The sequence below is a fragment of the Roseivivax halodurans JCM 10272 genome (genome assembly GCF_000521785.1).
GTDB classification, from domain to species: Bacteria; Pseudomonadota; Alphaproteobacteria; order Rhodobacterales; family Rhodobacteraceae; genus Roseivivax; species Roseivivax halodurans.
On sequence record NZ_JALZ01000047.1, the window covers coordinates 1 to 20,877 of the forward strand.

Annotated in this window: 15 protein-coding genes; 12 read left to right on the forward strand and 3 right to left on the reverse strand. The window is 65.8% G+C overall.

Annotation, left to right across the window (positions count from 1 at the left end; all coding sequences use genetic code 11):
- Nucleotides 1-62: 62 nt before the first annotated feature.
- Nucleotides 63-770, reverse strand: a complete 708-nt coding sequence (locus OCH239_RS19345; RefSeq protein WP_037266536.1) for a GntR family transcriptional regulator — start codon at nucleotides 768-770, stop codon at nucleotides 63-65.
- Between the two features lie 89 nt (nucleotides 771-859).
- Here OCH239_RS19345 and OCH239_RS19350 point away from each other — a divergent pair, with 89 nt between their 5' ends.
- The 12 genes from OCH239_RS19350 (at nucleotide 860) to OCH239_RS19405 (ending at nucleotide 17,074) form a co-directional block, all read left to right on the forward strand.
- Nucleotides 860-1,948 carry a zinc-dependent alcohol dehydrogenase gene (locus OCH239_RS19350; protein ID WP_244430404.1) on the forward strand — a complete coding sequence of 363 codons (1,089 nt, stop codon included), beginning with the start codon at nucleotides 860-862 and terminating at the stop codon, nucleotides 1,946-1,948.
- Entirely contained in the window at nucleotides 1,945-2,946 is a 1,002-nt protein-coding gene (locus tag OCH239_RS19355) for an NAD(P)H-quinone oxidoreductase (RefSeq protein WP_037266538.1), read from the forward strand. Before OCH239_RS19350 ends, OCH239_RS19355 begins: the two co-directional genes overlap by 4 nt.
- A gap of 33 nt (nucleotides 2,947-2,979) precedes the next feature.
- Nucleotides 2,980-4,722, forward strand: a complete 1,743-nt coding sequence (locus tag OCH239_RS19360; RefSeq protein ID WP_244430405.1) for an acetolactate synthase catalytic subunit — start codon at nucleotides 2,980-2,982, stop codon at nucleotides 4,720-4,722.
- Nucleotides 4,723-4,759: 37 nt separating this feature from the next.
- Nucleotides 4,760-5,959 carry an ABC transporter substrate-binding protein gene (locus tag OCH239_RS19365; RefSeq protein WP_037266540.1) on the forward strand — a complete coding sequence of 400 codons (1,200 nt, stop codon included), beginning with the start codon at nucleotides 4,760-4,762 and terminating at the stop codon, nucleotides 5,957-5,959.
- Between the two features lie 77 nt (nucleotides 5,960-6,036).
- Entirely contained in the window at nucleotides 6,037-6,924 is an 888-nt protein-coding gene (locus tag OCH239_RS19370) for a branched-chain amino acid ABC transporter permease (RefSeq protein WP_037266543.1), read from the forward strand.
- On the forward strand, nucleotides 6,921-8,723 hold the full coding sequence (locus tag OCH239_RS19375; RefSeq protein ID WP_037266546.1) for a branched-chain amino acid ABC transporter ATP-binding protein/permease: 1,803 nt from the start codon (nucleotides 6,921-6,923) through the stop codon (nucleotides 8,721-8,723). The genes OCH239_RS19370 and OCH239_RS19375 overlap by 4 nt, the downstream gene beginning before the upstream one ends.
- Nucleotides 8,716-9,420, forward strand: coding sequence for an ABC transporter ATP-binding protein (locus OCH239_RS19380; RefSeq protein WP_037266549.1), 705 nt, complete (start codon nucleotides 8,716-8,718; stop codon nucleotides 9,418-9,420). The genes OCH239_RS19375 and OCH239_RS19380 overlap by 8 nt, the downstream gene beginning before the upstream one ends.
- Nucleotides 9,421-9,422: 2 nt before the next feature.
- The gene (gene fabG / locus OCH239_RS19385; protein ID WP_037266552.1) at nucleotides 9,423-10,232 is read left to right on the forward strand and encodes a 3-oxoacyl-ACP reductase FabG; all 810 of its coding nucleotides are present in this window, start codon (nucleotides 9,423-9,425) and stop codon (nucleotides 10,230-10,232) included.
- 16 nt (nucleotides 10,233-10,248) lie between these two features.
- Complete coding sequence (locus tag OCH239_RS19390; RefSeq protein WP_037266555.1) at nucleotides 10,249-11,688, forward strand: aldehyde dehydrogenase family protein; 1,440 nt, start codon at nucleotides 10,249-10,251, stop codon at nucleotides 11,686-11,688.
- Nucleotides 11,689-11,776: 88 nt separating this feature from the next.
- A complete protein-coding gene (locus tag OCH239_RS19395; RefSeq protein ID WP_244430406.1) occupies nucleotides 11,777-12,502 on the forward strand; it encodes a shikimate dehydrogenase family protein in 726 nt (241 codons plus the stop codon).
- Entirely contained in the window at nucleotides 12,499-14,133 is a 1,635-nt protein-coding gene (locus OCH239_RS19400; RefSeq protein ID WP_037266568.1) for a GMC family oxidoreductase, read from the forward strand. Before OCH239_RS19395 ends, OCH239_RS19400 begins: the two co-directional genes overlap by 4 nt.
- A 61-nt stretch (nucleotides 14,134-14,194) precedes the next feature.
- On the forward strand, nucleotides 14,195-17,074 hold the full coding sequence (locus tag OCH239_RS19405; RefSeq protein ID WP_211242029.1) for an FAD-binding and (Fe-S)-binding domain-containing protein: 2,880 nt from the start codon (nucleotides 14,195-14,197) through the stop codon (nucleotides 17,072-17,074).
- Between the two features lie 181 nt (nucleotides 17,075-17,255).
- On the opposite strand, the gene OCH239_RS19410 is transcribed toward OCH239_RS19405, so the two are convergent.
- Both OCH239_RS19410 and OCH239_RS19420 read right to left on the reverse strand, forming a co-directional pair.
- Nucleotides 17,256-18,860, reverse strand: a complete 1,605-nt coding sequence (locus tag OCH239_RS19410; RefSeq protein WP_162150029.1) for a recombinase family protein — start codon at nucleotides 18,858-18,860, stop codon at nucleotides 17,256-17,258.
- A gap of 577 nt (nucleotides 18,861-19,437) precedes the next feature.
- A partial coding sequence (locus OCH239_RS19420) for an AAA family ATPase (protein ID WP_037266574.1) occupies nucleotides 19,438-20,877 on the reverse strand: 1,440 nt, incomplete at its 5' end.

A 20,877-nucleotide genomic window follows, 5' to 3' on the forward strand; every position in this document is an offset into this window, starting at 1 on the left:
ACTCTGCGCCCGCTGATGGACGTATCGGGATCGCATGTTCAACAGTTTTAGTACCGCGGCAGTCAACCTTTGCGAACATAGTCGAGCAATCCCCGACCTCCCATCTCAATGTCATACTGAATTCCTCCACGGGCAGCGTTCTCGTCTCCTCGCCGCAATGCTTCGATAATCCGAATGTGGGGATGGGGATCCCAGTCGGCTGGAACGCCAGCATCGTAGAGGTGGGACAGAATGGGCCCGCAACGGACCCAAAGGCCTTCCACGATCTCCCTCGTGATTGGAAGATGGCCTGCGCTGCAGAGGGCGAGGTGGAACTCAGTATTTAGATGGACCGCGTCCTCGAACCTTTTGGAAGCATGGCATATGGAGATCCTCTCCTGGAGGGATTCAAGATGATCGACTTCTTCGGAGGTGGCGTGGCGGGCGGCTGAGGCGGCCGAGTTTCCTTCAAGGTCCATACGGATTGCGCGGATCTCGAGCAGTTGGGCCAAGGTGAGTTCCGGAACAATTACAGTTCCGCGCCCATCGATCACCATTGCTTTCTCGACTACTAGGCGAAGCAAGGCCTCCCGCATCGGGGTCATGGAGATCCCGAACTTCTCCGACATCGGTCGGAGCCGCATCCGTTCCCCGGGCGCAAGTTGGCCGCGCATCAAAGCGCTGCGAATCGAAGAATAGGCCTGTTCGGCTAGGCTCTCTTTCTCAACCGGTTTCGCCCAATCTCTTGAGATTGAACGGTTATCTATGTCTTTTCGAAGCTGACTTGACATGGTCCGCTAATCCTCACCATCCTTGTTATAACAAATATCAGATAACGGTCTGGAAGGGTAGACCGGGCCGTAACGATGCTCTGACGAGCATGAAGGAAGTGGGGATGATCATGTCCAATCTTGCGCTTCGCAAGACAGAGCCTGCGTTTGGAGCGGATCTGGTTGAGACCTCCGTGTCCGACCGGAGCCTTGCTTCTGATGAGGTGGAGATCGAGGTCCTGGCCGCGGGAATCTGCGGCAGTGACCTGCACGCCTTCGCCTGGGACAAAGGCTACGAGTTCATGCGGCCGCTGCTGCCGGTGACGATTGGACACGAATTTTGCGGAACCGTCCGGGGTCTGGGCGACGCAGTTACCGACGACCGGTCTCTCGCGGTTGGCGATCAAGTGGTCTGTTGGCCGACGGTGCCTTGCGGCGCCTGTTGGGCCTGCCAGGAGGGCGAACCGCTGGGCTGCGAGGCCCGGCGCATCATCGGATTGCATCGTGATGGAGGGTTCTGTGCCCGTGTGAGGGTGCCAGCAGCGAACTGCCTTGCCGTTCCGCCGGGAATGCCGCCAGATGTTGCCGCTTTGGCCGAACCGCTCGCCATTGCAATACACGCCGCCGACCTCGCCGAGTTCAAAGCGGGATCGCGAGTGGTTGTTCTGGGGCCCGGGCCAATCGGGCTGGCGGCGGCCTGGATTGCCGCTCAGGAGGGCGCGCGGGTATTGCTGGTGGGTCTCGACGACTCCCAGCGGCTAAAGCTGGCGCGTGGAATGGGCATTGAAGATGTCGCGGATCTGTCAGAGGGATCTCTAGCAGATCATGTCCAAGAAGCTTTCGGCGGGAAAGTCGACCGCGTGATAGAGGCGACCGGCGCTCCGGCGTCGGTGGAGGACGGTTTGCTCGTCTTGCGGCCCCGGGGGGTCCTCGTGGCGGCGGGGATCCATTCTGGGCAATGTTCCATCGACCTGGCCGATTTCGTGCGGGGCAAGAAGCAGATCCGCGGCGCACACGACACAACTGAACGTGCCTTCCGCCGAGCAATCGACCTGCTCGATCGTCAAGGCGACGCGCTGGGTCGGCTGATCAGCCATCGCCTTCCGTTACGGGACGCGCTGCGCGGTTTCGAACTCGCGCGCGGCAAGACGGCCATGAAGATTATTCTCTATCCAAACGAAATTCCGGGGGAAACATGACCACCACGATGCGTGCCGTTGTTGCGGAAGGATCCGGTGGGCCGGACGTCCTCCGCGTTGTCGAGAGGCCGCGCCCGGAGCCCGGGCCGGGCCAGATCCTGGTACGGGTTCACGCCGCCGGCGTGAACCGTCCCGATGTCATGCAACGGCAGGGGAACTACCCGCCGCCGCCCGGGGCGAGCGAGATCTTCGGGCTGGAGTTGGCCGGGCAGGTCGAGGCCGTAGGATCCGGCGATACAGGCTTCGCCGAGGGGGACCGGGTTATGGCGCTGGTGCATTCCGGCGCCTATGCTGAGTGGGCTGTGGTCGATGCGCCCACCGCGATCCGGGTGCCCGAGGGCTTGGAGATGGTCGCCGCGGGGGCGGTGCCGGAGACGTTTTTCACCGTATGGAGCAACGTCTTCGAACGCGCCGCGCTGAAGGAGGGAGAGACGCTCCTCGTCCACGGCGGGACCTCGGGAATTGGCACGACCGCGCTCCTGCTCGCCAAGGCACGCGGATCGCGGGTGATCGTCACGGCCGGCTCGGACGCGAAATGCGCCGCCGCTCGCGACCTCGGCGCGGACCACGCGGTCAACTATAGGGAGGCGGACTTCGTCGCCGAAGTCCAAGCGCTGACCGACGGGGCAGGTCCGGACGTGATCCTGGATATGGTCGGCGGGCCCTACGTTCAGCGTAATCTGGACCTGATCGCGACGGATGGCCGGATCGCTCAGATCGCTTTCCTGCAGGGCAGCCGCGCGGATCTGGATCTGCAGCCCCTCCTGATGAAGCGGGTGACTCTGACCGGGTCCACCCTGCGGGCGCGACCCGTCGCGATGAAGGCAAAACTGGCGCGAGCGTTGGAGGACCAGGTGGTGCCGCTTTTGGCGGAGGGTCGGGTACTCCCGCCGATAGATTCCGTCTTCCCGCTGGAGGAGGTCGCGCGCGCCCATGCGCGAATGGATTCGAGTGAACACGTGGGAAAGATCGTCCTCGACATGCAGCCGCAGGAATAATGAGGACCGAAGCCGTTGAGAGGAGGAACGCGCATGGATGACGTGAGTGAGATCGACAGCATGACCACGGAGGGCAACCGCACCGGGGCGCAGGTGATGGCCGCGGCCTTGGCGCGCCACGGGGTAACCGAGATCTTCGGTCAGTCTCTGCCTTCGGCCCTCATCCTGGCGGCCCCGGACCACGGCATCCGCCAGATCGGTTACCGGACGGAGAACGGCGGCGCGGCGATGGCAGACGCCTACGCACGGCTGAGTGGGCGGGTTCCGGTCGTGACCGCTCAGAACGGCCCTGCCGCGACGCTGCTGGTCCCCGGTCTGGGTGAGGCCTGCAAGGCCTCGATCCCGATCGTCGCCATCGTCCAGGACGTGCATCGCAAGTTCACCGACAAGAATGCCTTTCAGGAGCTGGACCACTTTGCGCTTTTCGACGGGGTGTCGAAATGGGTGCGCCGGGTCAACGACGTGGAGCGGATCGACGATTACGTGGACATGGCTTTCACCGCCGCGGCCTCGGGCCGGGGTGGTCCGGCGGTGCTGATGGTCCCCGTGGACGTACTCGATGAACGGCCTTCAGTTCCGGCCGCGCCACGGCGGCAGACCTCGCTGGGGGCGTTCCCGCTTGATCGCAGTGTCGCCGACCCCGACCGCGTCGCGGAGGCTGCGCGCCTCTTGGCGCGGGCGGAACGCCCGGTGGTGATCGCGGGCGGGGGTGTCCATTCCTCGGGCGCCGTCGCGGCTCTGGGTGTGTTGCAGGAGAAGGGCTTCCCGGTGGCGACCACCGTGATGGGGAAGGGTGCGGTCTCTGAGACCCATCCGCTGTCACTTGGCGTAGCGGGCTATTTTATGGCGCCGGGGGGGCGGGCGTCGCACCAGCGCGCGCTGATCGGTGATGCTGATGTGGTCCTGCTGGTTGGGAACCGGACGAACCAGAACGGCACCGACAGCTGGCAGCTTTATCCACAAGATGCCCGCTACATCCACATCGACATCGACGGTGCGGAGATCGGCCGCAACTATGAAGCGCTGCGCCTGATGGGGGACGCGAAGTTGACGCTGGAGGCTTTGGCGGAAGCGCTTGACGCGGCGGACCTCTCCGGGCTTGAGGCGCGTCGGCCCGCGCTGGAACATCGCATCGCCGAGGGCCGTGAGGCGCACGAGGCCGATCTCGACAGGTTGATTGACTGGGAGGCCGCGCCTTGCCGGCCTGAGCGACTGATGCGCGATCTGGGCGGTGCCTTGCCCGAGGACGCGGTGGTGGTTGCCGATGCGAGCTATTCCTCGATCTGGGTCGCGAACGGGCTGGTGGCGCGCCGAGCCGGGCAGCGCTTCGTCACCCCGCGCGGGCTGGCGGGGCTCGGGTGGGGCCTGCCCTTCGCCCTGGGCGCCAAGGCCGCGCGTCCCGGAGCGCCGGTCGTGTGTGTCACGGGCGACGGCGGGTTCGGCCATGTCTGGGGCGAGCTGGAGACGGCGCAGCGCATGGGTCTTCCGGTCATTGTCATCGTCCTGAACAACCAGATCCTCGGCTATCAGAAGCATGCCGAGCTTAGTCTATTTGGCGACCATACCGATGTAGTTCATTTCCGTCCGGTGGATCACGCGGCCATCGCCCGCGCGGTGGGCTGCGATGGGGTCCGCGTGGAGCGGCCAGGGGACTTTCTGCCGGCATTGAAAACCGCCCTGTCCGGCGACGGCACGACCGTCATTGACGTGCTGACTGACGAGAGGGCGCATCCGCCAATCACCAGTTTCGAGGGCAAGGAGGCCCTCGACTACTGAGGCCCCTTGGGGTCCGCAACGTTCTGGGAGGAGCTACATGAGACTGTCATTTATAATGGCCACGGCCGCCACCGCCGCCCTGATCACCGGGTCGGCCACTGCCGACGTGAAGTTCGGCGCGCTCTATCCGTTCAGCGGCCAGCTCGCCCTTCTGGGCGAGGAGAGCGCGCGGGGTGTGGAGATCGCTGTCGAGGAGGTCAACGCCAATGGCGGCGTTCAGGGCGAGGACGTCACCCTAGTGCGCGGTGACGCGGTGGACAACAACCAGGCCATCGGCGAGGCTCGGCGCCTGATCGCCCGGGAGGGGGTCAAGGCGATCATGGGGACCTATTCCTCGTCGCGCTCCATCGCCGCGAGCCAAGTCGCGGAGCTGTCCGGCGTACCGTATTTTGAGCTTGGGGCGGTGGCCGACGAGGTGACGGGCCGCGAGCTGCAATACCTTTATCGCACCAATCCCACGGCTGAGGACATGGGACGCATGTCGGTCCAGATGATCGTGGACGAGATTGCGCCGGCTCTGGACAAGGACCCCTCCGAGGTCCGGGTCGGGATTATCCACGAGGATTCCAGCTATGGAACCTCGGTCGCGGGCCACCAGGAGCGCTTCGGCGAGGAGGCCGGGCTGCAGATCGCCACGGTGCAGGGCTATCCGGCCTCGACGGTGGATATGTCCTCGCTGGTCCTCGATTTGCAGGGGCGCGACGTGGACGTGGTGATGCAGACCTCGTACCAGAACGACTCGGTGCTGTTCCTGCAGCAGGCTAACGAGTCGGGTTTCAAGCCCGCCGCGATCATCGGCGGCGGCGGCGGCTATTCGATGCTTCCGACCGCCGAGGCGGTGGGCACGGATGTCATTGAGGGCGTGTTGGATGTGGACTTCACCCAGTACACGGTTGATCCAGCCTATGCGCCCGGCATGGAGGACTTCGTCGAGACCTATCGGGAGAAATACGGCGAGGAGCCCCGCTCGGGCCATTCCCTGAACAACTATGTCGGCGCCATGGCAATCTTCGCCGCGATCGATGGGGCGGAAAGCTTTGAGCCGGACGCCATCGTCGAGGCCGTCGAGCAGATTGACATTCCCGAGGGCGAGACCGCGGCCGGATACGGCATCCAATTTGGTGAGAACAACCAGAACGAGCGCGCAAAGATGATGGGCATGCAATGGCAGGACGGCAAGCTCGTCACCGTCTATCCCGCCGAGGCGGCCACTTCGGAGATGAAGATCGGCCAGTAAGAAGCCCCGCACCGAGCCCGGCCTGGATCGCGGGGCGCCCCCCGCGATCCACTCTTTCCTCTTCCGACGGAGCCGTCATGCAGACCTTTCTTCAGATCATCGCCAACGGTCTGATGCTCGGGGGACTCTTCGCCATCATTGCGGTGGGGCTGACCCTGATCTTCGGAATCGTCAAGGTCGTCAACTTCGCCCACGGCGAGTTCCTCATGGTGGGCATGTACCTGACCTACCTGCTAACCACCGGGATCGGCGTGCATCCCTATGCAACGGCCGCTGCGGTCGTTCCTATTCTGTTCGTTTTCGGCGCGGTGACGCAGAGGCTGCTCATCCAGCCGCTGATGCATGCCAGGGACGAGCATATCCAGATCTTCGCCACGGTGGGTCTGTCGACGGCCCTGATGAACCTCGCGCTCCTGATTTTCGGCGCGGACATCGCCAACACCCCGAACCACGGATTGCGTTCCCAGATTCATCTCGGGCCGGTGCGCATTCTGGAGGGGCAGCTTTGGATCTTCTTGGCCGCGATCCTCCTCGTGACCGGGCTGCAGCTGTTCCTGGCGCGCACCAATACCGGGAGGGCGATCCGGGCGACCGCCCAGAATCGGGCTGCTGCCCGGCTGATGGGCATCAACGACCGGTTCATCTACGTGCTCACCTTCGGCATCGGGGCAGCCTGTGTCGGCTTCGGGTCGGCCCTGATCGCGCCGCTCTATCCGACTTCTCCGACCATCGGTACCTACTTCGTGCTGATCGCCTTCGTCATCGTCGTGCTGGGCGGTCTGGGGTCGATTCCGGGGGCCTTCTTCGGGGCGCTCATTATCGGGCTCGTTGATGCGCTGTCGGGCTTCTACATCGGCTCTGACCTGCGCGAGGCCGTCGTCTTTGGGATCTTCCTCGTGATCCTCATCCTGAAACCGTCGGGTCTCTTCGGAACCCGCGTTAGTCAATCTCACGTATCGCCATGACCGACACGACCCTGAAATCCGCTGTGACACCGGCCCGTATCGGCCGGCATCGTCTGGGACTGATCGCGCTTGGGCTTGTCCTGGCCGCGCTCTTCGTGACCCCCGTCGTGATCGGCGACGAGTTCGTCTATCACATCTTCATTACGATCTGCATCTTTGCCGCGCTGTCGACTGCGTGGAACATCGTAGGCGGCTATGCCGGGCAGCTGTCACTCGGCCACGCGATCTTCTACGGGATCGGGGCTTATGCAGGGGTGATCCTCGTCAATATGGGGATCTCGCCCTGGATCGGCATGTTTGCCGGGGCGGCCGTCGCCGTGGTCGCGGCGGTCGTCGTCAGCTATCCCTGCTTTCGATTGCACGGGCCGTTCTTCGCGCTGGCGACGATCGCCTTCCTGGAGGTGTTCCGCGTTCTCGCGCTGCACTTCCGTGAGCTGACGGGCGGAGCGACGGGCCTGATGATCCCGCTCAAGATCGGCTGGGAATGGATGGTGTTCCGTGAGCGCCTTCCTGCCCTTATCATCGCCTTCGGGATGCTTCTGGTCTGCCTCGGGGTGGCCTGGGCAATCCGCTCGCGCCGGCTCGGCTTCCATCTGATCGCGACGCGGGAGCGGGAATCGGCGGCCCGGGCCGCGGGGGTAGGCACGGTCAAGGTGCGGCTGTTCGCGGTCGCCGTCTCGGCTGCCCTGTCGGCGATGGTAGGCACGTTCCATGCCATGTACCTGACCTTCATCGAGCCATCTTCGATGTTCTCGCTTCAGCTGTCGATCCAGATCGCGATGTTTGCCCTGATCGGGGGGATCGGGACCGTTTGGGGCCCGCTCCTCGGGGCAGTCCTGTTGGTGCCGATCACGGAGTTCGCGCGTGGCGCTCTCGGGGCTGAGGCCATCGGCTTGCACGGCTTTGTCTATGGCGTTGTCCTGATGCTGGTTGTTCTGTTCATGCCCAACGGGATCATGGGCGTGCTGGCGCGCTTCGCCTCGGGACGCAAGGAGGCCGCAGGGGACGAGCCCGACACCCATATCGCCGCCGTCGCCCGGACCGACGTCGCGCCACAGATCGGCGATCCCGTGTTACGCGTGGAGGGTTTGCAGAAGCATTTCGGCGGCTTGCACGTCACCAACGATGTCAGCTTCACTCTGCGCGAGGGGGAGATCCTGGGCCTGATCGGTCCCAACGGGGCCGGCAAGACCACCGTGTTCAACATGCTTTCCGGCTTCCTGAAGCCCGACCAGGGAAGTGTAACCCTCCTCGGTCCCGATGGGGAGTGGCACGAGCCTGGCAATCCAGGGGACTTCGCGGCGCTTGGGCTGGGGCGGACCTTCCAGATCGTGCAGCCCTTCGCGGCGATGACGGTGGAGGAGAACATCATGGTGGGGGCGTTCCACCGCTATCACGCCGTCTCCGATGCGCGCGAGGCGGCGCGGGAGACCGCCCATCGGATGGGCCTCGGAAGGTATCTGCAGGACGAAGCCAACAGCCTCACGGTCGGTGGTCTGAAGCGGCTGGAGGTCGCCCGCGTTATGGCGATGAAGCCGCGCGTCTTGCTCCTTGATGAGGTCATGGCCGGCATCAACCGCACCGACGTGAAGCGTGCGGTCGACCTGATGTTGTCGATCCGCGAGACCGGGGTCAGCATCATTGCCATCGAGCACGTGATGCAGGCGGTCATGGCGCTGTCTGATCGGGTGGTCGTGCTGAGTTCAGGCGAGATCATTGCCCAAGGCGATCCGCAGGAGGTGGTGCGCGATCCCCACGTGATCGAGGCCTATCTGGGCAAGGAGTTCGCCGATGCTTGAGGTCCGGAACGTAGATGCGGGCTACGGCTCGACGGTGATCCTGCAGGACGTCTCGCTGCGGGTGGAGGAGGGTGAGGTGGTCACCATCGTCGGCGCAAACGGCGCCGGAAAGACCACTACTCTCAGGACCGTCTCGGGCCTCGTCACGCCCAAGACCGGCGGTGTGTTCTTCGAGGGGGAGGAGATCTCGAAGCTGCAGCCGCACGACGTGGTGGATCGCGGCATCACCCTGATCCCGGAGGGGCGGCAGCTTTTTCCCGACATGAGTGTACGCGAGAACCTCCTGATGGGGGCGCATCGGCGTGATGCCCGCGGGGTCCGGTCGGAGACGCTGGAGGAGGTTCTGGGCTTGTTTCCGCGGCTTGGCGAGCGGCTCGACCAGCATGCCTCCTCGCTGTCGGGGGGCGAGCAGCAGATGGTGGCGATCGCCCGGGGCATGATGGCCCGACCGCGCCTCTTGATGTTCGACGAGCCATCGCTCGGCCTTGCGCCGATCATCGTGGAGCAGGTCTTCGACGTGATCTCCAAGGTGGCGGCCTCCGGCATGACCGTGCTGATCGTGGAGCAGAACGTCTGGCACACACTCAAGGCCGCTGACCGCGGTTACGTTCTCGAGAACGGCGAGATGGTGCTCGACGACGCGGCCGACGCACTTATCGAGAACGATCATGTTCGCCAAGCCTATCTGGGAATTTGACCATGCAACTCGCAGATGACGACGATCTTCGTTACGCCACCCGAGACAGCCATGCCGGCCGGCGTGTCCTGGTCACCGGCGCGGCGCGCGGGATCGGCCGCGCCATTGTCGAGGCCTTCCTCCGCCGCGGCGCGACCGTGGGCGTTCTGGACGTTTCGGAGGACGAGGTGGCGGGAGCCGTCGCCGCCTTCGAGGGCATCCGCCAGGGCAGTGCGATTGGCCTCACCGTGGACGTGAGCGACTACGCGGCGCTCGCCACCGCCCTCAAGGACGCGGCGGCGCGGACGGGAGGCGCCTTCGATACGGTGGTAAACAACGCCGGCATCTCGCCCAAACACGCGGGCGCGGCGCATCGCGTCTGGGAAATGGACCCCGCCGAATGGGGCAGGGTCGTGGATGTGAACCTCACCGGCCACTTCAACACGATCCGCGCCCTCAGCCCAGCGATGCGCGAGGCTGGGCGCGGCTGGATCGTCAACACTTCTTCGGTGGCGGGAAAGACCTATTCCCCGATCGTGGCCTGCCACTACGCGGCAACCAAATCGGCGATCATCGGCCTCACCAAGCACCTGGCCGCCGAACTCGGCCCGTTTGGGATCCGAGTGAACGCCCTGGCACCGGGGCGGATCGAGACGCCCATGGTGGCCGGCGTGGCGCCCGAGATTAACGCGGCCCAAGTGGCGATGACCCCCATGGGCCGTCTCGGCCAGCCCGCCGAGGTGGCGGATGCCGCGCTTTGGCTGACCTCCTCGGAGGCAAGCTTTGTGACTGGCCAGACGATCGACGTCGCCGGCGGACTCTACATGACCTGACGGATGGTAAGCGACCATGCATTACAGCAACATCATCGGCGGCGATGCCGCATCGGGCGACGGCTCGGTCGAGAACGTCAATCCCTCCGACACCCGCGACGTGATCGGCACCTTCGCGCGGGCGCGGCCCGAGACTGTCGACGCCGCGGTTGTGGCTGCGCGCGCCGCTTTGCCGCGCTGGTCCACGAGCACGCCCGGCGAGCGGCACGACATCCTCAGGCGCGCCTCTGATGAGGTCCTGTCCCGCAAGGACGAGCTTGGCCGCGCTCTGTCGCGCGAGGAGGGCAAAACCCTCGCCGAGGGGGTGGGCGAGGCGGTTCGGGCAGGTCAGGTTCTCGCCTTCTTCGCCGGCGAGGCTCTGCGCCAGACGGGGGAACTCGTGCCCTCGGTCCGGCCGGAGGTGGAGGTGGCTATCACCCGCGAAGCCATGGGCGTCGTGGGTATCATCACGCCTTGGAACTTTCCCATCGCCATTCCCGCTTGGAAGATCGCACCGGCATTGGCCTGGGGCAACACGGTCGTGTTCAAGCCGGCCGAGCTGGCGCCCCATTCGGCCTGGCTCCTGGTCGAGATCCTGAACCGCGCGGGCCTGCCGGAGGGGGTTCTCAACCTCGTCATGGGGCAGGGGCGCCAGGTCGGGCAGGCCATGATCGACCATCCCGGAATCGAAGCAATCTCTTTTACCGGATCGGTGGCGACGGGACGCGGAATTGCCGCGGGCTGTGTGGCCGCGACCCCGATGAAGAAGGTGCAGCTCGAGATGGGCGGCAAGAACCCCTTTGTTGTTCTCGACGACGCCGACCTCGACACGGCGGTGGAGGCCGCCGTCCAAGGCGCCTTCTTCTCCACCGGGCAACGCTGCACGGCCTCTTCCCGGCTGATCGTAACGGAAGAAATTCACGACCGCTTCGTGGCGGCGATGCGCGACCGGATCGCCGCCTTGCGGATCGGGAACGCACTGGAACCGGAGACGGAGATCGGCCCAGTTGTGGATGAAAGCCAGCTCGCGACCAATGAAAAATATCTAGCAATTGGCCGCGGCGAGGGGGCCACCCTCGCCCAGGGCGGCCGCCGGCTAAATCTCGACGCCCCTGGATTCTACCTCGAACCGGCCCTGTTCACCGAGGTACGGAATGACATGCGGATCGCGCGAGAGGAGATCTTTGGACCGGTTGCGGCGGTCATCCGGGTGAAGGATTACGAAGAGGCCCTGGACGTGGCCAACGATACCGAGTTTGGCCTCTCGGCAGGGATCGCCACAACCAGCCTCAAGCACGCCACCCATTTCCGCCGCCATGCCGAGGCGGGGATGGTGATGGTCAACCTGCCGACTGCCGGGGTCGACTACCATGTGCCCTTCGGCGGGCGGAAGGCCTCCAGCTACGGGCCCCGAGAGCAGGGCGCCCTAGCCCGCGAGTTCTATACCATTGTGAAGACCGCCTATGTCGCATCCTGATACGGAACCCTGCCCGCGCGTCACTGGGCGGACCCGCCTCTACGGCATTCTTGCTGACCCGATCGAGCACGTGAAGACGCCCCAAGTCATGCATGCCCTATTCCGCGAGCGGGGCGTGGACGGCGTACTGGTGCCGATGCATGTCGTGCCGGAGGATCTGTCCCGCACACTCGACGGTTTGCGCGGCTTGCAAAACTTCGGCGGTTTTATAGCCACGGTTCCCCACAAGGGCGACATGCTCGATCTGTGCGACGAGATCACGGATGAGGCCACCCGTATTGGTGCGGTCAACTGCGTCCGTCGAGAGCCCGACGGACGAATGGTCGGGACCATGTTGGACGGGATCGGCTTCCTTGAGGGGCTGCGCGGTTCGGGGATCGACGTCGCCGGGCGCCGCGTCCTACTGGTCGGGGCGGGGGGCGCGGCCAGCGCGATCGCCTTCGCTCTGGCCGGAGGCCATGCGGGGCGGCTGACGATCGCCAACCGGACGGTGGGCCGCGCTCGTGATCTCGCGGACCGGATCGCGGCGCATTATCCGGGCCTGCCGGTCGCGGCGGTGGGATCCGACGAGGGCGCGGGGGCGCTTGATCTGGTGGTCAACGCGACCTCTCTGGGCATGCGCCCGGGCGACCCCCTGCCTGTCAATCCCGAAACACTTGGCCCCGGGCAGGCCGTCGCCGAGGTGATCATGGATCCGGCGGAGACCCCGCTTCTCGCGGTCGCACGCTCCAGAGGATGCCGCGTCCATGCGGGATTACCAATGCTGGAAAAGCAGATCGAGCTGATGGCTCGCCACATGGGGGCAATCTCATGACCGACGGCCCAAGGGGAGCGGCTACAATACCTGAACCGGCCGATTTCGTCATCGTGGGGGGGGGGACGGCCGGGTGCGTCCTGGCCAACAGGCTGAGCGCCAACCCCGCGAACCGGGTGGTCCTGATCGAGGCCGGAGAGCAGGCGCGAAGCCCTTGGACGGTCATTCCGGCGGGCTTTTACAAGCTGCTGACCAATCCTCGGTTCAACTGGATGTTCACCTCTGACCCGGAGACGGGCACGATGGATCGCCCGATCGCGATCCCGCGCGGCAAAGGATTGGGTGGATCTACCCTGATTAACGGCATGATTTATGTTCGAGGCCAGCGCCTAGACTACGACGGCTGGGCGCAAAGGGGCTGTACAGGCTGGAGCTTCGATGACGTGGCGCCCCTGTTCCGCCGCGTGGAGAGCTACGCTGATGCGGATCCCGACGGGCTGCGGGGGCGCGATGGGCCGCTTCCCGTCACCGAGGTCGCGGAACGTCCACAGATCGGGGAGGCGTTCCTAGCCGCGGCCAGTTCGGCCGGGCACAGTCTGAACCCCGACTATAATGGGCGGGAGCAGGAGGGCTTCGGCTATTACCAAGTCAACCAAAGGGACGGTCGGCGGGTCAGTGCGGCGGCGGCCTATCTCGACCCCGTCCGCCGCCGTCCCAACCTGCGGATCGAGACCAGTGCGCGGGTCCGGCGCATCTTAGTCGAGGACGGGCGCGCGACCGGCGTCACCGTCGCCCGCGACGGACGCCCCGACGAGACCATCGCCGCAGCCCGGGAGGTCGTGCTCTGTGCGGGAGCTGTGCAGACACCGCACCTTCTGGAACTAAGCGGCATCGGCGATGCCGCACGCCTCGCCGATCTCGGGATCGCTCCGGTGCGGGACCTGCCGCAGGTCGGAGAGAACTATTCCGACCATTTCTGCACCCGCCTCAATTGGCGAGTCAGTCGGCCTGAGACTCTTAACGAGCTCGGCCGTGGGCTACCCCTCGTGCGGGAGGTGATCCGCTACGGACTGGGGCGGCGCGGCATCCTGACTTTCGGGACCGGCCTTGCCTACGGCTTCATCCGCACGCGCGAGGATCTGGCCGGTCCCGACATCCAGTTCTTCTTCATGCATGCGAGCTATGCCAACGCGGCCGAGCGCAAGCTGGAATCCGAGCCGGGTATGACCCTCGGGGTGACCCAGCTCAGACCCCAGTCACGCGGCAGCATTCATGCCCGGTCGCCGCGGCTGGAAGACCAGCCCGCCATCCGACCAAACTTCCTCGACGCCGCCGAAGATCGCATGACCATGATCGCAGGCATGCGCGAGGGGCGCCGCATTGTGGAGCAGCCTCCGCTGGACGGTTGGCGGGTGGCCGAGATGTCTCCGGGGCCAAATTGCGACAGCGATGACGACTGGTTGCGCTTCGCCCGCTCGAACGGACAGACGATTTACCATGCCGCAGGCACCTGCCGGATGGGGACGGATCCGGACGCGGTGGTCGATCCGCGACTGCGGGTCAACGGTGTTGCGGGCCTGCGGGTCGTGGACGCCTCGATCATGCCGACACAGGTTTCGGGCAACATCCAGGCTGCCGTCTTTATGATCGCCGAGAAGGGCGCGGACATGATCCTAGACCGCGATGGTTGAGGTGATGGTCAGCGGGGCAGGGGTCGCGCCGACTGCTCTTGGAGCCCCGGACCCTGGCGCCTTGGCGCGGTTCCGGGCCGATCTCGCGGTTTCGGAATTTGCCGGTGGTGTTCGGTTCGATCCTGGCTCGCGCATCGCGACGGCGACCGACAACAGCATCTACCACGTGCCGCCCGCGGGCGTGCTGGAACCGCGGGATGCCGACGATTTGGCCCTCGCCATGACCATCGCGGCGCGGCATGGGATCGCAGTGACGCCGCGCGGCGGTGGGACAGGTACGAATGGTCAATCCCTGACGGGTGGCATGGTCCTTGACACCTCGCGCCACATGACGGCGATCGGCCCCCTCGACGCGGAGCGCGGTACCGTCCGGGTTGGGCCGGGTGTGGTGCTGGACCGGCTCAACACCTGGCTCCGACCCCATGGCTGGATGTTCGCGCCCTCCGTTTCCACCGCGTCGCGCGCGACGATCGGCGGGATGGTGGCGACCGACGCTTCGGGAAAGGGCTCATGCCGCCACGGCCGCACCTCAGACCACCTCCTCTCCGTGGACGTGGTTCTTGCCGACGGCCGCCATGCAACCCTGCGCGACATCGATGCCAATGAGGTCGCCGCCGCCATCGCCGAGGGCGGTCCTCTGGCCGCGGTCCTGTCCTGCCTTGACGACGGCCTGCCCGACCGACAGGAGGAGATCGCTCGGACCTTCCCCGACATGAATCGCGGCCTAACCGGCTACAACTTGCGCGACACCGCACACAAAGATGGGGGACTGCGCTTGACGAAGCTCTTCGCCGGCTCGGAGGGGACACTGGCGGTGGCGGCGTCGATCGAGCTGTCGCTGACTAGGCTGCCTCGGCATCGCGGCGTGGCGCTTCTGGCCTACGACGACTGCGACAGAGCTTTGCAGGCTGTGCCCGGCCTCCTGCCTGCCGACCCTGAAGCGGTGGAGTTCCTCGACGACACTGTGGTGCAAATGGGGCGCAGCACCCCCGCCTGGGTCGACCTGGAAGCATTCATAGGCTCTTTGTCGGAGATGGGCGGCTATCTCTTCGCCGAAGTCTGTGGCGACAGTCGCGCGGAGGTGGGGGGGCATCTGGATCGCCTCGTCGCGCATGCCGGCGAGCAGCCGGCGTGCCGGGGCTGCGCGGTCTCCTCGGATCCCGGCGTCGTCGCTGCGATGTCACGGTTCCGCCAAGACGCTGTCGGGCTACTATCGCGCGGCGTCGACGGGCGACAGGGCACCGCCTTCGTCGAAGACGCGGCTGTTCCGCCGGCCTCCCTCGTGGACTTCGTCCGCGAGTTCCGTGCAATTCTGGACGCGGAGGGGCTGTCCTACGGCATGTTCGGCCACGCCGATGCGGGATGTGTGCATGTCCGGCCTATGCTCGACATGACCCGGGCCGAGGACCGATCGCTGATCCGTCCAATCTCGGATGCCGTGGCGGACCTGGCCCTGCGCCATGGCGGTCTCATCTGGGGCGAACACGGAAAGGGGGTGCGGGGCGAATACCTGGAAGCGTATTTCGGCGCCGGGCTGCACCTGTACCTGCGCCAGATCAAGTCGGCCTTCGACCCGGAGGGGCGCCTCAATCCAGGCAAGCTGGTAGTCCCCCTCGGCGGTGCAGGCCGGGTGGGCCGGATTGACGAAGTGCCCTTCCGAGGCGTGCGCGATGCCGAGATCAGCGATGACGCCGCACCCGCGTTCCGGGGTGCAATCCGGTGCAACGGGAACGGCGGGTGCTTCCACTGGGACGCATCGGTCGAGATGTGCCCCTCCTATAAGGCGACCGGCGACCGGATGCAGTCCCCCAAGGGGCGGGCGGCGCTGATACGCGAATGGCTGTACCAGACCGAAACCAATTCCAATCCCGAGGCGGCTGAGAGCGTCGGAAAGGAGTTGTACCAGAGCTTGTCGACCTGCTTATCCTGCAAGGCCTGCAGCAGCCAATGCCCGGTGCGCATCGACATCCCCTCGATGAAGGCGCAGTTCTTGGACAAGTGGCATCGACACCAACCTCGTCCACGGCGTGACCTCCTCATTCAAGCGCTTGAGCCCGCCACAATTCTCGCAGCTCATTTTCCGTCGGTCTCCCGACAGGTGATGCGCTTCGGTGCAGCGCGCAAAATATTCGAGAAAACGTTTGGAGTGACAGACTTACCGGCATTTCCGAGACAACCGCTTTCCGCGGCAATGCGAGACGCTGGAGCGCTCCCACTTCGCTCGGAGGCCGACGTGGCTCCGAATGAAGTCATACTGCTGTCAGATAGCTTTCTTGGAGTCTTCGAACCGGAGGTATTGGCTGCCGCCGCTCAATGCCTGAAGTTCCTAACTGATAAGGTCTACTTCACGCCTCCGTTGAAAAACGGTAAGGCTCTCGAGGTTCGCGGACTTCTCAACAGGGTGCCGGAGATCCGCGCTGCTCTGGTCGCAAAGCTGCAAGATTGGTCGCAAACTGGTGCCAAGTTGGTAAGTATCGAACCTGCCTTCACCATGCTCCTCCGTCAGGAAATGGCTGTAGAGACACGGGGCCTTGAGATTCTTTCAATCGAAGAAATTCTGAATACTCACCGGGACAGGTTACCTATTGCGCGTATGACCACCCAGTTTCGAATGGTCGGGCATTGTACAGAGACGTCGGCCATTCCAGAACATCTGGCGCGGTGGCGGGCTGTTTTCGAGGCAGCTGGACTTGAGTTGGATCCCGTTCGATCGGGATGTTGCGGTATGGCTGGTTTGTGGGGGCACGAAGCAGAGCACCGCAATCTTTCGCGACAGATATATGGGCTAGCCTGGCAAGATCACGTTGAAGCAGAACACAGCGAATTTCTTGCTACTGGTTTCTCCTGTCGCTCACAGGCACGAAGGTTTTCTGGCAAGCGTCTGCGCCATCCGGTGCAAGTACTCGCTTCAGAACTGACGGAAAACAACTACTTGGGGTGATCTCTTCTTGGTTCCGCGCGGACCAGCGGCCAACAAGAAATAACGTCCTTGGCGGCAGACGCAGACAAAGGCCTCATACGGTGCAGGTCGGGTCTGGTAAGTAACGGCGGTTGCCTGCTCCCGCAACCAACACTAATTCCTCAACGTTATCAACGGTTTGATCTCTCTCGCCATGAGAGGGCTAACCTGTTGCCGCCGGTGATAGTGCCTCAGCTCCTGTCGCAAGCTGGAGCAGCGCCGCAAGCGCGCCGTGCAGCTCGATGCTCAGGCCGGCGCCGTCCGCCTCCGGTGTCAGCACGATCCGCTCGACCAGGCTGCGGAGCGCGTCCTTTGCCGCTTCCATGCCGTCCGCGTCGCCAAGTCCCCGGATCAGCGCCCCGACCCGGTCGCGGTAGGTCACGGCCATCCCCGGATGATAGCGGAGAGGGGAGGGCGCCGTCGTATCCGCCAGCTCCGCCTCGAGATCCTTGCGCCGCGCGTCGAGCGCAATCATCCGGTCCTTCACCTGGTCCGCAGGCACGCCCGCCACGATCGCATCCACCAGTTTGCCGTGATCGGCTCGCGTGCGGGCGAGGTCCCGCTCCAGGGCGCTCCGTCCCGCCAGCGACGCGGCCTGCAGCCGGTTGCGTTCGGCGGCGTATTCCCGGCAGAACTCCTCGACGAGGCCCGGATCCATTAGGTGATGCTCCAGGGCATTCAACACCCGGCTCTCCAGATCCACGCGCTTGATCACCCGCATATTGGCGCAGATGGCGCGTCCCTTGTTGCGCGCCTGCGAGCAGCCGAAGGCGTCCTGGCTGACCTTTGCGAAACCGCCGCCGCAGCATCCGCACCTCATCAGGCCCGAGAACAGGAACTTCGGCCGGCGCCGGTCCCAGATCGGGACGGATGTTCCCGCGGAGACGAGGGCCCCCTGGCGGCTGCGGACCGCCTGCCAGAGCTCGTCGCCGACAATGCGCAACTCGGGGATCTCCGCCACCTCCCAATCTTCCTCGGGGTTCATGCGGCTGACGCGCTTGCCCGTCATGGGATCCTTGGCGTAACTCAGCCGGTTCCAGACCTGCTTGCCGACATAGAGCTCGTTGTTGAGGATCCCGGTGCCACGCAGGCGATTGCCGTGAATGGTCGACGCTCCCCAGGCGCCGCCGCGCGGGCCGGGGACACCTTCGGCGTTGAGCTGCTCGGCGATCTTCTTCGGCGACCGGCCCGCGGCATAGGCCTCGAGGACGCGCACGACCACCGCGGCTTCCTCGGGATGGATCTCCCGATCACCGCGGATCCGCTCGCCCTCCGCATCGAAGGCGCGAACGGTCCTGTACCCGTAGGTCAGCCCGCCGGCGGATTTGCCGGCGAGCGCTCGGCCGCGCAGTCCTTCGCGCGTCTTCTTCGCCAGGTCCTTGAGAAAAAGCGCGTTCATCGTGCCCTTCAGGCCGATATGCATCTCCTCGATCGTGCCCTCGGTCACGGTCTCGATCGGGATCCTGGCGAAGGTCAGCTGCTGGTAGATGCTCGCGATATCGGACTGGCTGCGGGACAGGCGATCGAGGGCATGCGCGAGGACGACATCGAAGGTCCGCGTCTGACGGGCGTCGTGCAGAAGCGACTGGATGCCCGGCCGCATCAGGCTCGCGCCCGAGGTGGCGCGGTCGGTGTAGATCTCCGAGACATCGTATCCCTGGCGGGTGGCGAGGGTGCGGCAGGCCCGGACCTGGTCCTCGATCGAGGCGTCGCGCTGAAGGTCGGTGGAATAGCGGGCGTAGATCACCGCGCGGAGGGGCGAGGACATGGCGGATCTCCAAGGTGGGTGTCGGATGTGATCACTCGTCTTGCGGAGTCTCGGCATGGTCCGCGCGGGCGGCGTCCCGGGCGAGGGCGCGAATGAAGGCCACCAGCGCTGCGCGCTCCGCGTCGGCCCGTATGCCGGCGGCGGGCGTGACGGCCGGCGCGGCTGGCCGCTGCGCCGGCCTGTCCCTTCCGTGTTCTGCCCGCTTGCGCGCCATGACATGCCTTCCCCGGTCCCGCGCGCGAGGGTCTCGCGGCGGGTCGCCATTTGCCTTTGATGACCGGGATCCCTGGCCCGGCGCCGTTGCTGATCATCATAACGGGCTGTTCCGGCTTGCGCTTCCGCTGTGAGGGGCCCGGAGGGGTCCGACGGGCGGGTTTATGTGGAAAACTCGGGGTTTGGACGCGCTGAGGCCCGGCAATGGCGGAGCCGGACCGGCGACCACCCGTGACACGCGCCCGGGCAAAACATTACCGAGAGGGAGTTCTCCGTGTTTGTCCCCGTGGTCGCGGATGGACGGCTTGTAACGCGAGGTCTGTCTTCCGCACTGCGCGTTCCCTTGCGCACGTTGGCCTCCCCATCACGCGGTGGACCTCGCGGCCTCGTCCGGCATGAGACCCGCAAGCCAGGGGCGGAGGTCGGCCTCGTTCAGGTCGCGACGGTCGACGAGGTGGGCGGCGAGGCGCTCGAGCAGATCGCGATGGGGCTCGAGGAGCGCGCGGGCACGGCGCTCGGACCGGTCCAGCCGGACGCGGAGGCGGTTGGCATCGTCCGGGCTCAGGCGCTGCAGGGTCGCCGGGCCGAGCCAGCCATTGCCGTGGATCCCGAGCCCGAACTCGCGATCGAAGCGGAGGTGCAGGTCCGAGGCCGCCGCGAGATCGCTGCTCGTGCCGCCGCCGGCCCCGGCGCTGATGCGGCCCAGAACGAGGCGCTCGGCGGCGCGGCCCGCAAGCAGGATCGTCAGCTCGTTGTCGAACTCGGGCGCGGTGCCCTCGGTGATCGCGGTGCCGCGCGATGTGGCACCGCCCTCCGAGGAAAGCTGCATGCGGCGGACCGGGCCTGCCCCGAGCAGGGTGGCCACGACCGCATGGCCGCTTTCGTGGATCGCGGCGCGGCGGTCATAGGCGGGCCTCTGACCGGAGCGCTCCGAGAGCAGCCGCTCGGGATCGAACGGCCGGCCCTCCCGTCGTGCCGCCGATCTCGCGGCACGAAGGGCGGCGTCGATCGTGGCCGGCGTGTCGCCCGCGAAGTGCCGCGTGAGCTCCTCCAGCTGGTCGCCCCCGGCGTCCGGCAGCGCGCGGTCCAGCATGTGCCGGATTTGCGCCGGAGTAGGCCGGTCGAGACTGCAGTGCAGATCGAACCGGCCCGGCCGCAGGATCGCCGGATCGAGCGCCTCCGGATGGTTGGTGGCGCCGATCAGGACGACGCCTTCGGCGCGCTGCAGCTGATCGATCTCGCTCAGGAACTGGTCGATGACCTGGGCGCGATAGCTCGAGCCGTGCCGGTCCGCGCTGTCGCGGGATCCCGCCGCATCGATCTCGTCGATGAAGAGCACCGACGGCTTCTGCGCGATGGCCTCGGCGAAGCTCCGGCGCATCTCCCGCAGCATGTCGCCGAGATGCCCGGCGCTCTGCCAGGTCCCGAAGGAGGTCTCGATCAGGGGCACGCCGGCCGAGGCCGCGATGCCGCGCGCGAGCACGGACTTGCCGGTGCCCGGCGGGCCCGAGAACAGGACCGAGTGGCAAAGCTCGTGCCATCCGGCCGCGCCGCGCCGCCAGGCCGCGAGATCGGAGACGATGTCGGCGGCCGCCCGGTGGGCCGGGGAGGCGCCGCCGATCTCCTCCAGCGTCATGCCGGTGGCGGGTCGCGCCTCCGGGGCCGAGAGCCGGGTCAGGTCCCGCGCCGCGTCCGCCGCATTCGGCGCCCGCAGCGCGGCCATGAGGCCCGTCATGTCCATGCGGGCGAGCGTGTCGTTGTCCGGCAGCAGCGCGGCGATGGGCGCCCGGTCGATCTTGCCGGT